A 14,335-nucleotide genomic window follows, 5' to 3' on the forward strand; every position below is an offset into this window, starting at 1 on the left:
AAAACTATGAAAATCACCCCAATCGACGCGCCTGAACATGAGCGCGTGGTTGAATTCAAGGACGCCGCGCTTGGTCTGTTGGGCTATGTCGCAATTCACTCAACGCAATTGGGTCCGGCCGCCGGTGGCGTGCGGATGCGACCTTACGGACATCCGGCCGAGGCGTTGAATGACGCGTTGCGGCTGTCGCGGGGCATGACGTTCAAGAACGCCGCCGCTGATCTTCCGCTGGGGGGTGGTAAGGCGGTTATCGTGGGGGATCCTGCGACGGAAAAATCCCCCGACTTGTTGCGGGCTTTCGGACGCGTCGTCCAGCAACTGAACGGTCAGTACTGGACGGCCGAGGATATGGGAATGACTCCCGCCGACATGGCGCATATCGGGTCGGAAACCGAATACGTAGCCGGTTTGGCAGAGGGCGACTTTGCCAGCGGCGACCCTTCTCCGATCACTGCACGGGGGATATTCAACGCGGTGCGCATTGTGGCAGCGCATCGGTTCGGGGTTGCTGGCTTGACAGGTATGACGGTATCGGTCCAGGGGCTGGGCAGTGTTGGCTGGCATTTGTGCGGCCTGCTGCACGAAGCCGGGGCTGAACTGATCGTCGCCGATATCGACGCGCAGCAAACGGCCCGCGCCGTTGACAGTTTTGCGGCGACAGCTGTTGAAACGAATGAAATCTACTCGGTCGATGCCGACATATTCGCACCCTGCGCGATTGGTGGTGTGTTGAATGACAGCAGCATCCCGCTTCTCAAGGTTGGCGCCGTCGCTGGTGGTGCAAACAATCAATTGGCCACTGATGAAGACGCAGTTCGCCTGCATGATCGAGGTATTCTTTACGCTCCGGATTTTGTTGCCAATGGCGGCGGTATCGTAAATGTTGCGACCGAGATATTGCGGGTTTCGGACCGTGAGGCCTGGGTGAAGCGCAGGTTGCAGGCGCTGGAGCAGACCATGGACCGCATTCTGACCCGAGCACGTTCGGAATCGGTCAGTCCACATGAAGTGGCCGAGTCGATCGTTCAGGAAGTGCTGCGCCCTCAGGCCGCGTAGCGGATTTGCAATAAAAAACGCCGCCCCGGACGTGGGCGGCGTTCTCATGTGGTTCAGGTGAGGTTCAGGACTTGCCCGCGCCGACCATGCCGACAATCTCGTAAGTCTGTTTCAGGATCGGTGTTGCTATCTCGCGTGCTCGTTCTGCACCCCGCGCCAGGACACGGTCAATCTCGGCTTCGTCACCCATCAGACGCGCCATTTCCGACGAGATCGGTGACAGTTTCGAAACCGCCAGGTCGGCAAGCATTGGTTTGAATTCACCGAACTGCTTGCCGCCCACTTCGGCCAGAACCTGCTCGACCGTCTGGTCGCTGAGCGCGGCATAGATATTCACAAGGTTTCGTGCCTCGGGGCGCTCTTCCAGACCGTCGACTTCGGAAGGCAGGGCATCCGGGTCCGTCTTGGCCTTGCGGATCTTTTTGGCAATGGCATCGGCATCGTCGGTCATGTTGATCCGGCTCATGTCTGACGGGTCGGATTTCGACATCTTCTTGGACCCGTCCCGCAGGCTCATGACACGCGTTGCTGCGCCTTCGATCACCGGTTCTGTGATCGGGAAGAAATCGACGCCAAAATCATTGTTGAACTTGATTGCAATGTCCCGTGTCAGTTCCAGATGCTGTTTCTGGTCGTCACCTACAGGCACGTGGGTCGCGTGATAGATCAGGATATCCGCGGCCATCAGCGACGGGTAGGCGAACAGCCCCAGCGAGGCGTTCTGCTGGTTCTTTCCTGCCTTGTCCTTCCACTGGGTCATCCGCTGCATCCAGCCCATCCGGGCGACACAGTTGAAAATCCACGCGAGTTGTGCGTGTTCGGGAACCTGGCTTTGATTGAACAGGATCGAGCGTTCGGGGTCGATTCCTGCGGCGATGAAACCTGCGCACAATTCGCGGGTTGAGTGCGCCAGCTCTTTGGGGTCCTGCCAGACGGTGATCGCGTGAAGATCGACCATGCAATAGACCGTCTCCATGTCTGGTCCCTGCATATCCACAAAACGCTTCAGCGCACCCAGATAGTTGCCAAGGTGCAGGTTTCCCGAAGGCTGGATGCCGGAAAACACGCGTGGTGTGAATTGGGTCTCGGTCATCGAAGGGAACTCCCGTCTGGAAAAATCAGCCCCCGTCGCTTACCCATGAGGCCAAGGGACGTCAACAGCCGCGAAAGGCCTGCCCAATGAGCAGTGAGCATCATACACCGCCCGTAAACCCGTTGCCGCCTGTTGTGGTGGCGCTGGCTTTGTTCATCATGGGGATCGAGCTGGCCTTCTTGCTGGGAAGCCGGGGGCTTATCGGCGGGCCATCAGCGGTTGGCTGGAGGTTGGACGCACTACAGCATTATTCCTTTTCTCCCGATATCTTCGATTGGATGGTCCAAAATGGGCGCTGGCCGTTCGAACATGTCCTCCGCTTTGTCACGTATCCCTTCGTGTCAGGCAGTTTCACGCAAGCCATCTTTGTGTGCGTCTTCATACTGGCCATGGGCAAGATGGTTGCCGAGGTTTTCGGAAGTCTCCCGATGCTGCTGATCTTTGTTCTGTCCGGCGTGGGTGGTGCGTTGATCTATGCGCTGCTGCTGAATCCGCCCTATCCGCTGGTCGGAGGGTTTCCACCGGTCTACGGTCTGATTGGCGCATTTACGTGGCTTCTGTGGCGCAAGCTGTCCTTGGTCGGGGAAAATCAGGCCCGAGCATTTCAACTGATTGCCGTTCTGATGGGCATTCAGCTGTTGTTCGGCCTGATCTTTGGCGGCACGTCTGACTGGGTCGCGGATCTTGGCGGTTTCGCCACGGGGTTCGGTCTGTCCTTCTTTCTGGCTCCCGGCGGCTGGGCGCGCATTGTTGGCCGCATCCGTCGGGATTGATCCGTTACGAGCGTCGCAGGGCGCGCTTGAAATCTGAGATCTCAAAGGCTTTGAACAGATGCCCAAGAAAGAAATAAGTGGCGGCCGCAACCTTGATAAGCAGCAACAGAGCCAGATAACGCCAGCCTGACAATTCGAACGCCCAGCCGAACAAATGGACAGCGGCAAAGAGCACGACACCCATACCTGCCGATGCCGCCACGATCCGCCAGGCCCGTCGTTTGAACCGGTCGTCAAACCGCGCCTCATCCCCCATCCGGCGTGCCCCAATAACCAGAAGGGCAACCATGGCCCAGCCAGCGGTCGACGCCGCGATGGCCGGGGCAATCCAACCGACCACGGGATAGAGACCAAAGGCCAGAACCGCGTTCACCACCATGGCCACAAGGGCATAGTGGAAAGGCGACCGGGTATCTTCGCGCGCGAAGAACAGTGGTTGCAGCAGCTTCTGCAACATGAACGCAGGTAAGCCGATGCCGTAGATCGCCACCGCCAGAGCTGTCGCGGCTGTATCTTCAGCGCTGAACTGGCCGCGCTGGAACAGAACTGAAACCAGCGGGTTTGGAATGATGACAAATGCCACTGTCGACGGGATTGTCAGCAGCAACATGAATTCACCGGCCCGCGAAAACGCATTGCGTGCGCCCGTCTTGTCATCTGCCCGCAGGCGCCGAGAGAGGTCGGGCAACAACACGATACCCACCGCAATCCCAACCACACCCAAAGGTAGCTGATACAGGCGGTCTGCGGCGAACAACCAACTGACCGCCTTCTCGGTTTTGGACGCGACCAGCTGTCCGACAACCAGATTGACCTGCGTCACGCCCATCGCCAGTGCCGCAGGGACAGCTATGCGGACCAGGTTGCGCATTTCCCGACTGAGCTTTGGCATCCCCGGACGTATGCGGAAACCAGCACGTTCTGTAGCGATCCACACCAAGGCCAGCTGGGCGATGCCTGCAATGGGTATGACGGTGATCAGCCATCGGATCACCTCGCCACCGGACATCGCGCCAAGGATCAGGGCCGAACAGGCGAAGATATTCAACAGAACAGGTGCGGCAGCGGCGGCAGCGAACCGGCCCGTGGCGTTCAGGACGCCCGAGAACAATGCGGCCAGCGACATGAACAGAATATAGGGAAAAACCGCATATCCATAATCGACAGCGAGATCGAAACGTTCGTCACCATAAAACCCCTCGGCCGTGAGCCATACCAGCGCAGGCATGAAAACCATGGCCAACCCGACCAGGGCCAGAACGGCGACGGCCAGCAGGTTGAACGCGTCCTGAGCAAAGCCCAGGGCGTTCTCGTCTCCCTCCAGCCGCTTGGAGAACATCGGTACAAAGGCCGCGTTGAAAGCACCCTCGGCAAAGAAACGGCGGAACATGTTCGGCAGGCGAAAGGCGGCAACGAATGCGTCCATCACCGGCCCCGGTCCGATATAGGCGGTCAGCAGAATCTCTCGCAGGAACCCCAGAATGCGACTGGCCAGGGTCCAGAAGCCAACCGTGAACAGGCCCGAGAACAACCGGATTTGTTTCATGAGGCGGCACGCTCCGCACCTTCGGTGATGGCGGTGTGCAGTTTGCTCTCCAGGCTGCGTTGTTTGCTTTCGGAATGGTATTTCAGGCCAAACATGTCCTTGACGTAGAAGGTATCCACCACCTGTTCACCATAGGTCGCGATCACCGCGTTGGCGATGTAGACATTCGCCGCCGCCAGCGTTCTGGTCAGGTCATAAAGCAGACCGGGGCGGTCGCGGGTGTCGACCTCGATGATCGTGTAGATTTCCGAGCCGTCGTTGTCGAACGTGATATGTGTCGGCACGCTGAAGGCGCGTTCCCGTTTCTTGATCTTGTCGCGGGATTTGAGCGCCTCGCGGGCCACGACCTCGCCTTTGAGCGTCTTGTGGATCATCTGGGTCAAACGCGGCAGGCGAGAGGCTTCGAACGGGTGGCCTTCGGCGTCCTGTATCCAGAACGCATCCGTCACGTAGCCGTCCTTGGTGGTATAGCTGCGCGCATCCACCACATTGGCACCGACCAGAGCCAGGGCCCCGGCAATTCGCGCAAAGATGCCCGGATGATCACCCATGGCGAAACAGGCCCGGGTGGCATCGCGATCTTCGTCCGGATGCAGGCGGATCTCCATCGCGCCAGGATCACCGCTGCGCTCGAGTGTGTGCAGCATGTTGGCGAATTCCAAATGCGTCGACAGGTTCAGGCCCTGCCAGTAAGGCGCGTAATGACGGCCCGTTTCCGCCTTGAGGTCAGCCTTGGACCAGTCCTGCAACGCGGCCCGGAGCGCTCTTTTGGCCTCGGCTCCGCGGTTTTCTCGGTTCAGGTCTTCCATGCCGGTTTCAAGCGCGCGTTTGGTTTCGGCATGCAGGGCGCGAAGCAACGTGGCCTTCCAGTTGTTCCACGTATTTGGCCCGACGCCGCGAATGTCGCAAACCGTCAGCACCGTCAGCAGGTCCAGCCGTTTGACCGTCTGGACCGCTTTGGCAAAGTCGCGAACCGTCCGGGGGTCAGAGATGTCGCGTTTCTGCGCCATATCCGACATCAGCAGATGATAGCGAACCAGCCATTCGACCGTCTCGGAATCTGTCTTGTTCAGACCTAGCCGCGGCGCCACCTTGCGCGCAATCTGTGCGCCCAGAATAGAATGATCCTCGGGCCGCCCCTTGGCGATGTCATGCAGCAGCAAGGCTACATACAGAACCTTTCGATTGACGCCTTCTTTCAGAATGGACGACGCCAAAGGCAGCGATTCAACCAGCTCGCCACGTTCGATCTGAGCGAGGTTCACGATGCACTGAATGGTGTGCTCGTCCACTGTATAGCTGTGATACATGTTGAACTGCATCATCGCCACGATGTGTTCGAATTCGGGCAAAAAGGCGGACAAAACGCCCAGTTCGTTCATCCGCCGCAAGGCGCGTTCCGGGTTGCCATGCTTAAGCATCAGGTCAAGGAATATCCGCCGCGCTTCCTTGTCGTTGCGCATGTCGTCGTCGATCAGGTTCAGATTTGCAGTGACCAGCCGCATCGCGTCCGGGTGGATCAGCAACCCGGTGCGCAGCCCTTCTTCGAACAGGCGCAGAAGGTTGACCTTGTCGGACAGGAATTTGTCCGGGTCGGCCACGTCCAGCCGGCCGTGGACAACCTTGTAACCCGCTTTGACTCGCGGGCGGCGGCGAAAGATGCGCTCGAGCATCGGTGCGCCCTTCATATGGGCCGCTTCCAGCTTGGTCAGGAAGATACGGGTCAGTTCGCCAACGCGCGTCGCCTCGCGAAAATAGCGCTGCATGAAGACCTCGACCGCGCGGCGCCCGGCCCTGTCTTCGTATCCCATGCGGTCGGCGACTTCGACCTGCAGGTCAAAAGTCAGCTGTTCCGTTGCACGCCCGGTCACCAGGTGCAGATGTGAGCGGACGGCCCAAAGGAAATCTTCGGCCTGCACAAATCCCTTGAACTCATCGGGTGTAAACAGACCCAGCGGAACCAGTTCAGCCACATCCTGAACGCCGTAGATGTATTTGGCGATCCAATAGAGCGATTGCAGGTCGCGCAGACCACCTTTGCCCTCCTTGACGTTCGGCTCAACCATATAGCGCTCGCCCTGTTTGAGGTGGCGGGCATCGCGTTCCTGAAGTTTGGCTTCGATAAAGTCGCGTTCGCTTCCTTTGAACAGCTCGTTTTTGAGGCGCTGGTCCAGTTCGGCGGCCAGAGTGTTGTCGCCAGCCAGAAAACGTTGCTCCAGCATCGCCGTGCGAATGGTGAAATCATCCGCCCCCAGACGCAGACAGTCCTTGATCGTTCGGGAGGAATGGCCAACCTTCAGCCGCAGATCCCAAAGGATGTAGAGCATGGATTCGATCACGCTCTCGGCCCAGGCGGTGATCTTGTAGGGTGTCAGAAACAGCAGATCCACATCCGAAAACGGCGCCATTTCCCCGCGCCCATACCCTCCGACTGCCAGAACAGCTATTTTCTCGCCCTGCGTTGGCGTCGCAAGCGGATGGAGACGCTCGCTGGATACCTGCATGGCCGTGCAGACCAGTTGATCGGTCAGATAAGTGTACGAACGCGTCAGGTGACGTGCATCAAAGGGACGCTGTTCAAAGGCGCGTGCAATAACCTCACGGCCCGTTTTCTGCGCTTCGCGCAGGATACGCACTGTTTCAGAGCGTAGCGCAGTATTGTCTTGGCTGGCCTCGAAGGCGTTCGAAAGCTGGGCGGAAACGCCGGCGCTGTCGAAAATCTCTTCAGCCGGGCAGATCAGTGCGCCTTCAGGCGCACCGGGCCCGGCAGGCTGATCAGAAGCCGGCGCCAGTGAAGCTTTGTGGGGCAGGGTCAATCACAACCACCTGTTTGTTCTGGATCGTGGCCACAGCCAGACCGCGTTCGTTGGTACCATTCGGGCGCAGACGGAAAATTCCACCGACTCCCTGAAAGCCTGCGTTTTGCGTCAAAGCGGCCGCAGACAGTGCGTTGGAATTCCCCTGGCTTACCAATGCAGCGATGGCGGCAATGCCGTCATAAGCAAGTCCGCTGATCGGGTGCGGGGCTTCGCCATAGGTATTGTTGTAACGCTGACGATAGGCCTGTGCCTTGGCGGGATCAGGCAATGCGAACCAGCCGCCCTGAACGCCCGGCAGTTCAAGCGTTTGTGCCGGGATATCCCAGCGGGTCAGACCGATATACTGCGTGGTCGCCGGTGATACGCCGGCCTCGGGCAGCAATTGTGTCAGCAAAGGCAGTGCCCCGGCGGTGGTGGCGGTCATGAAGATCGAATCGGCCCCGTTATTGTCGACGGTTGCCTTGATCGTCGGGACCGAGTTGATCACGCCCTGTTGCGAACGGTCATAACCCACCGTTCCGGCGTTGTTGACCCGGCTATTGGTCAATGCGCCGGCGATAGCGGATTGTCCAAGATTGCCGGCCGCGTCATTGCTATGAACGATCACCATACCGTTTTTGCCTTGCTGCCCCGCGTAGCTGACCAAGCGGTTCGCCGTGTTTTCGAATGTCGGTCCCAGGACAAAGACGTTGCCACCGGCGATGCTGGTGTTGTTCGAAAAGGACAGAACGTTGACGTTGTTGTTTAAAACCGCGAGGCCTGCAGCATTGGCCGCCTGCGCGTAAACCGGCCCGATGATGATCTTGGCCCCGTCCGCCACAGCCTGTTGCGCAACTGCCGTCGCGGTTGTTGCATTGCCCGCCGTATCATATACGCGCAGATCGATCTGAACATTCTGCAAATCGGACATGGCCAGCCGCGCCGCATTCTCAAGGCTGCGGGCCAACGCCGCATCACCGGCTTGCGGCGAGCCGCTGGGAACCAGAAGGGCCACCGGAACCGGTTCGGATGTATTGATCGAGGGGCCTCCGCCCAGCCCGCCCGGCTCGCATGCGGCCAGAAACGCTGCGGTGGCGAGGATTGCGGCGGATTTCGCCAGCTTGCGAACGGGCTTGCAAACGGTAAACATCTAAATGAAAACTCCCTGATCCAGCGGCCAAAGCTGCTGCCATTCTGTTGAGCCGCGATAATAAACGTCACGCTGTGAGGGTCCAGCTTTGAATTTCCAAAAGGTAAGATTGAGCGCCGGCCTGTATTTCGTCGCTACCCCGATCGGCGCCGCACGCGACATCACGCTCAGGGCGTTGGATGTGCTTGCCTCGGCTGATGTGATCGCAGCCGAGGACACCCGGAGCCTGCGGCGCCTGATGGAGATCCACGGCGTGCCGTTGGAGGGACGCCGCGTTCTGGCCTATCACGATCACAGCGGTGTTGGCGCGCGGGGCAAAATCATTGAGGCGCTGGAGCAGGGCAAATCGGTCGCTTACGCATCCGAAGCGGGTATGCCGCTGATCGCCGATCCGGGCTATGATCTGGGGAAGCAAGCGGCCGAGGCAGGCTTTATGGTTACCTGCGCACCGGGCCCTTCGGCGGTGCTGACGGCGCTGACGCTGGCCGGCTTGCCAACGGATGCGTTCTTTTTTGCAGGGTTTCTGCCTAACGCCACGGGCGCGCGCCGTACGCGGATCGAGACCCTCCGCGATATCCCCGGAACGCTTGTAATCTACGAATCGCCCAAGCGTGTGGCAGCCTGCCTTTCGGACTTAGCGCAAGTGCTTGGTGCGGATCGTCAGGTGGCGCTGTGCCGGGAGCTCACCAAAAAGTTCGAAGAAGTCAGGCGCGGCACCCTGGGTGAGCTGGCCGCAGAGTATCAGGGAGCATCGGTGAAAGGAGAAGTCGTTTTGCTGGTGGATCGCGGGCATTCGCCCTCTGTTAACGAATCTGACATAGAACAGGCCCTGGAAAAAGCCCTGGAAACCCATTCGGTGCGGGATGCGGCTGATCTTGTGTCAGAAATGTACAATCTGCCGCGCCGGCCCATTTACCAGAAGGCTTTGAAACTGGGGAAGGGATGACATGGCCAAACGATCTGCCCGGGGTTCTGTTTCCTTTCATTCCGGGCAGGCGGCGGAAATGAGCGTGGCCAAGGATTACGAACGGCGAGGTTACTCCATAGTTCATCGGCGCTGGCGCGGGATTGGCGGTGAAATTGACCTCATCGCGCGGGGTTCGGACGGTTTGGTGTTCATCGAAGTCAAGAAAAGCGCCAGTTTCGCGCAGGCTGCAGCGCGTATCAATCGACGACAGATGGATCGAATCTGCGCTTCGGCTTCTCAGTTTCTGGAACAGGAACCGGGTGGTCAATTGACCAACGTGCGCTTTGACGCGGCACTGGTTGACACCGCAGGTGCCATTCAAATCATCGAAAACGCGTTCGGACAGGGCTGATCGGCATTGAACCCCCGGACATGCTGAGCCATGTATCAGGCGTCAATACAAGGGACGCGCCATGAAAATCGCCTTTCAGATGGACCCGATCGGGGTCGTGGACATCAACGCCGACAGTTCGTTTCGTCTCGCCGAAGAGGCGCAGGCCCGCGGCCATCAGCTGTTTTTCTATGGCCCGGACCAATTGGCCTATCAGGAAGGCCGGATTACGGCGCGCGGTCACGACATGACCGTTCAGCGTGTTCCCGACGATCCGGCCATCCTGGGTCCTGAGCGTGAGGTGGACCTGGTCGAGTTCGATGTGGTCTGGCTGCGTCAGGACCCTCCGTTTGACATGCACTATATCACTTCGACCCATCTGCTGGATCGTCTGAATGGACAGACATTGGTGGTGAATGACCCGTTCTGGGTACGCAACTACCCCGAAAAGCTGCTGGTGCTGGATTTCCCCGATCTGACGCCGCCAACGACCATTGCGCGTGATTTGCAGACCATTAAGGCGTTCAAGGAACAACATGGCGACATCATTCTGAAGCCGCTTTACGGGAACGGAGGTGCCGGGGTGTTCCGCCTGGACGCGAATGACCGCAACCTGACGTCCCTGCACGAGCTGTTCACCGGGTTTTCGCGCGAACCTCTGATCGTGCAGAAATTCCTGCCCGATGTCCGCAATGGTGACAAACGGGTGATTTTGGTCGACGGCGAACCCGTCGGTGCGATCAACCGTATCCCTGCCGCAGGCGAAACCCGTTCGAACATGCATGTCGGCGGACGCCCGGAAAAGATCGGTTTATCGGATCGGGACCTGGAAATCTGCGCTGCCATCGGGCCGTTGTTGAAGGAAAAGGGCCAGATTTTTGTCGGGATTGATGTGATCGGCGATTACCTGACCGAGATAAACGTGACTTCGCCCACCGGTATTCAGGAGCTGGAGCGGTTCGACGGCGTCAATGTAGCGGCCAAAATCTGGGATGCGATTGAAGCCAGGTTCTAGGCCGCGACCCGCGCGCTGATGCGAAAGCTTAACGCCTCGGCCACATGCGGGCGGCGAATATCTGCGCTGCCTTCCAGATCGGCAATGGTGCGCGCAACCCGCAGGATACGATGAAAGGCGCGGGCCGACAGCCCGAACATCTCAGCGGCTTTCATCAGCAACTCTTTCCCTTCCGCATCCGGTGCCGCGATTTCTTCCAGCAGTTTTCCCTCAACATCGGCGTTTTGCCGCGTTTCCGGCATATCCCGGAACCGATCGGCCTGTATCTGCCGCGCCGCTTCGACCCGCGCTGCCACCGCGGAAGAGCTGTCACCCGATGGTGGCAAGTCGAGATCCGTGTATCCAACCGGAGGGACTTCGATGCGGAGGTCGAAACGATCCATCAAAGGGCCGGAGATGCGCCCAAGATAGTCGTCGCCACATCCCGGGGCACGCGAACAGGCGCGGGATGGATCGGTCAGGTAACCGCATTTGCAGGGATTGGCCGCTGCGACCAGCATGAACCGACAGGGATATTTCACGTGTGCGTTGGCGCGGGCCACCATCACTTCGCCGGTTTCGATGGGCTGGCGCAGGGTTTCCAGAACCGTTCGCGGAAACTCGGGAAACTCATCCATAAATAGTACGCCATTATGCGCCAGTGATATCTCGCCGGGTTTGGCCCCTTTGCCCCCGCCTACAATCGCGGCCATTGATGCGGTGTGGTGCGGTTCTCGAAAAGGTCTGGAACGACTGATTCCGCCTTCGTCCAACAAGCCGCAAAGCGACTGTATCATTGATGTTTCCAACGCCTCGACCGGCGTCAGCGCAGGCAGGATCCCGGGCAAACGCGCCGCCAGCATGGATTTCCCCGAGCCTGGTGTACCGATCATGATCAGATGGTGCCGACCGGCGGCTGCGATTTCCAATGCCCGTTTTGCGCGTTCCTGGCCTTTTACATCCCGCAAGTCGCGGCTGCTGGGGGCGAGGTCCACTTCGCCCGGCGTGGCCGCAGGCAACGGGGATTGGCCGGTGAAATGACGCACAACATCCCCCAGTGATCCGGCACCGATAACCTGTGTTGCATCCACCCACGCGGCTTCAGCGCTGGAAGCCCGCGGACAAAGCAGGGCGCGGTCCTCGGAGGCTGCCGTCATGGCAGCGGGCAGGGCACCAACGACGGGCACCAGAGAGCCGTCCAGCGACAGCTCCCCAAGCGCCACGGCCCCTTCCGCGGCATCCGAGGGGATGATTTCCAGCGCTGACAGCAAGGCAACGGCGATGGGCAGGTCGAAATGGCTGCCTTCCTTGGGCAGATCGGCAGGGGACAGGTTGATGGTAATGCGTTTCGAAGGCAGCGCAATCGCCATTGAGCTGAGCGCGCTGCGCACCCTGTCGCGAGCCTCGGAAACCGCCTTGTCCGGAAGACCGACGATCGAAAAAGCGGGCAATCCGGGAGAGACTGCGCATTGAACTTCGACCGGGCGGGCTTCGACCCCTTGAAAGGCAACGGTGTGGGCGCGGGCGACCATGGCAATCCTGTTCTTGGTTAACAGGACGTTGCTGCCATGGCCGCGGTTTAAGAAACGTTAACGGCGCTGGACATCGTCAGGAATTTTGGCCAGGCCCCAGGATCGGCGACGGTTTTGTCACGGCAGAACGGGTTGCAGAAGCCCCAGACTTTCCCGTCCATTTCCAGAAAATCATTTGCCGGCTTGCCGGAATAGGGGCATGCGGCGTTTTCGGATGGTCCGTGTGGTACCGGCTTGGCATGTGAGGATCCTCCGACCGGCCACGGGCGAGAGGGCAATTCCTGCGCATAAGGAAACGGATCGTAGGAGACCGTCAGGCCCATCGCTCGCCATTGTCGGACGGAAAGATCCGACAACAGCTCAAGGCAATAGTCTCGGTTGGCGTCCGAAATGGGCAGCCCGTAACCGATAATTCGAGCGGCAACAGGGGTGTAGAATACATCGGCCAGAGAATAGGCTCCAAACAACGGCCCGCGGGCCACTCCTGAGACTGACCGAGCATGTGCCCAAAGCGTTTCGATGCGGTCCAGATCCGCACGGGTTTCTGATGAGGGTTCAAAACCATCCCAGCAGTGCTGCAGCTGCATCGGGCATTGGCCGCGCAAGGCGGTGAACCCGGCCACCATCTCGGCGCAGAGCCAGCGGGCGGTCGCCCGAGAGGCTGGATCCTTGGGCCAATGGCCAGCATCGGGGTGTCGCTCGGCCAGTGTTTCGGCCATGGCGAGGCTTTCGCCCACAACGGTTCCGTCAGGCAGGCGCAGGGCTGGAACCAGCCGCGCTGGCGCAAGCGGCCTCATGTCCTCGGGCATCGTGCCCGAATAAAGGCCAACCATGTGGCTGCGATAGGGCAGGCCGAACTTCTCAAGCATCAGCCAGCCGCGCAAAGACCAGCTGGAGAACAGGCGGTCACCGATATAAATGTCATAGGTCATTCGCCAACGATGTCCGACAGACCCACGTCCGTAAATCAGAGATTTGTGAGCCGGCAGATCACGGATGGTGATTGATGCGCCCGACTGACCAACGGTCGCCGAGATGCGTGATTTCTGTCACCGACAGGTTGTCAATGCGATGCGAAAACGCCTGTTGCGCGTCCAATTCAAGGGCTCGTTGTATCTGGGTCAGAATGACACCGAAATGGACGACCACGATCAGGTCGCGGCCTGAATGTTGAGCAATCAGCGTGTCGACTACTGTGTCGACCCGGGCACGGACATCATTCCAGCTTTCGCCTTGCGGCGGGCGAACCTCGCCGGGGTTGTCCCAATAGGCAAAGGCCAGTTCAGGGTCTTCGGCCTCGATCTCGGCGAAGGATCGCATCTCCCACGAGCCGAAATTGATCTCGCGCAGATCCGGGTGGTGCGGCAGGCGCCGACGGTCGCCCTGAATGGCCGAGGCCGTGTCCGCGGCGCGTGACAGATCGGATGATATAACCAACGCATCTGAAGGAAGGTGCGCGTGCAATCGGTCGAGCGCCGCGTGGTCGCTCAGATCTGCCGGGAGGTCCGACCACCCGACCATGGTTTTCGCATGGGTCGGGCCGTGGCGGACCAGATGCAACCGGGTCACGGCAACTGCCCTTTTAGGACCAGTGGCAACCCCGCCGTCACCTGCACCACAAGTTCGGCTTGTGCCGCCAGCGCAATATTCAGGCGCCCCTGCGCATCGCGAAATCGACGGGCCAGGGCATTCTCGGGGACAATTCCGTGGCCGACCTCGTTCGAAACGATCACGATTTGCCCTTTACAGGACTTCAAGGCGTCAATCAGTGTTGCCTGTTCCTGCATCAGGTCATGCTCGGCGAGAAGGTGATTGGTCAGCCACATGGTCGCGCAATCAATCAGGCAGACATGGTCCGAAGTCAGGTCTGCCAATGCCTGCGACAGATCGAATGGGGCCTCGATCGTGGTCCAGCCATCGCCGCGTTGTGCAATATGCTGCTTAACTTTTAGGCGCATTTCGTCATCAAACACTTGTGATGTGGCGACATAAATACGCTTTTTTCCTGAAGAAACAACTAGTTGCTCGGCAAACACCGACTTTCCCGATGCGGCACCACCCATGACAAAGGTTAAATCAGGATGCACTATTATTA

Annotated in this window: 13 protein-coding genes; 5 read left to right on the plus strand and 8 right to left on the minus strand. The window is 59.3% G+C overall.

The window, feature by feature from the left end; translation table 11 throughout:
• Positions 1-6 precede the first annotated feature (6 nt).
• Entirely contained in the window at positions 7-1,056 is a 1,050-nt protein-coding gene (locus tag AC2TDJ_RS18095; protein ID WP_480844078.1) for a Glu/Leu/Phe/Val family dehydrogenase, read from the plus strand.
• Positions 1,057-1,120: 64 nt separating this feature from the next.
• Here the strand turns inward: AC2TDJ_RS18095 and trpS are convergent, their stop codons facing one another.
• The gene (gene trpS / locus AC2TDJ_RS18100) at positions 1,121-2,149 is read right to left on the minus strand and encodes a tryptophan--tRNA ligase (protein WP_480844079.1); all 1,029 of its coding nucleotides are present in this window, start codon (positions 2,147-2,149) and stop codon (positions 1,121-1,123) included.
• An 86-nt stretch (positions 2,150-2,235) separates the two neighbouring features.
• Between trpS and AC2TDJ_RS18105 the strand changes: the two genes are divergently transcribed.
• Positions 2,236-2,922, plus strand: coding sequence for a rhomboid family intramembrane serine protease (locus AC2TDJ_RS18105; protein WP_480844080.1), 687 nt, complete (start codon positions 2,236-2,238; stop codon positions 2,920-2,922).
• A 4-nt stretch (positions 2,923-2,926) separates the two neighbouring features.
• On the opposite strand, the gene murJ is transcribed toward AC2TDJ_RS18105, so the two are convergent.
• From murJ to AC2TDJ_RS18120, 3 genes are read right to left on the minus strand one after another with little or no spacing between them, the layout of a single operon-like run.
• Entirely contained in the window at positions 2,927-4,468 is a 1,542-nt protein-coding gene (gene murJ / locus AC2TDJ_RS18110; RefSeq protein WP_480844081.1) for a murein biosynthesis integral membrane protein MurJ, read from the minus strand.
• The gene (locus tag AC2TDJ_RS18115) at positions 4,465-7,284 is read right to left on the minus strand and encodes a [protein-PII] uridylyltransferase (protein WP_480844082.1); all 2,820 of its coding nucleotides are present in this window, start codon (positions 7,282-7,284) and stop codon (positions 4,465-4,467) included. The genes murJ and AC2TDJ_RS18115 overlap by 4 nt, the downstream gene beginning before the upstream one ends.
• Complete coding sequence (locus tag AC2TDJ_RS18120) at positions 7,244-8,416, minus strand: penicillin-binding protein activator (RefSeq protein WP_480844083.1); 1,173 nt, start codon at positions 8,414-8,416, stop codon at positions 7,244-7,246. Before AC2TDJ_RS18120 ends, AC2TDJ_RS18115 begins: the two co-directional genes overlap by 41 nt.
• Before the next feature lie 88 nt (positions 8,417-8,504).
• On the opposite strand from AC2TDJ_RS18120, the gene rsmI reads away from it, so the two are divergent.
• From rsmI to gshB, 3 genes are all read left to right on the plus strand, one after another.
• Positions 8,505-9,362, plus strand: coding sequence for a 16S rRNA (cytidine(1402)-2'-O)-methyltransferase (gene rsmI, locus AC2TDJ_RS18125; RefSeq protein ID WP_480844084.1), 858 nt, complete (start codon positions 8,505-8,507; stop codon positions 9,360-9,362).
• Between the two features lies 1 nt (position 9,363).
• Positions 9,364-9,735: a YraN family protein gene (locus tag AC2TDJ_RS18130; RefSeq protein ID WP_480844085.1), complete on the plus strand. Its 372-nt coding sequence runs from the start codon at positions 9,364-9,366 to the stop codon at positions 9,733-9,735.
• 61 nt (positions 9,736-9,796) lie between these two features.
• Positions 9,797-10,729: a glutathione synthase gene (gshB, locus tag AC2TDJ_RS18135; RefSeq protein WP_480844086.1), complete on the plus strand. Its 933-nt coding sequence runs from the start codon at positions 9,797-9,799 to the stop codon at positions 10,727-10,729.
• Here the strand turns inward: gshB and AC2TDJ_RS18140 are convergent.
• Genes AC2TDJ_RS18140 through cobU form a run of 4 tightly spaced genes read right to left on the minus strand, consistent with a single transcriptional unit; the run spans position 10,726 to position 14,327 of the window.
• Positions 10,726-12,240: a YifB family Mg chelatase-like AAA ATPase gene (locus tag AC2TDJ_RS18140; protein WP_480844087.1), complete on the minus strand. Its 1,515-nt coding sequence runs from the start codon at positions 12,238-12,240 to the stop codon at positions 10,726-10,728. The genes gshB and AC2TDJ_RS18140 overlap by 4 nt on opposite strands.
• A gap of 47 nt (positions 12,241-12,287) precedes the next feature.
• Entirely contained in the window at positions 12,288-13,172 is an 885-nt protein-coding gene (locus AC2TDJ_RS18145) for a glutathione S-transferase (RefSeq protein WP_480844088.1), read from the minus strand.
• A gap of 58 nt (positions 13,173-13,230) precedes the next feature.
• Complete coding sequence (locus AC2TDJ_RS18150) at positions 13,231-13,809, minus strand: histidine phosphatase family protein (RefSeq protein ID WP_480844089.1); 579 nt, start codon at positions 13,807-13,809, stop codon at positions 13,231-13,233.
• On the minus strand, positions 13,806-14,327 hold the full coding sequence (gene cobU / locus AC2TDJ_RS18155; protein WP_480844090.1) for a bifunctional adenosylcobinamide kinase/adenosylcobinamide-phosphate guanylyltransferase: 522 nt from the start codon (positions 14,325-14,327) through the stop codon (positions 13,806-13,808). Before cobU ends, AC2TDJ_RS18150 begins: the two co-directional genes overlap by 4 nt.
• Positions 14,328-14,335 lie beyond the last annotated feature (8 nt).

This window comes from Ruegeria sp. HKCCD6647-2, assembly GCF_057221075.1.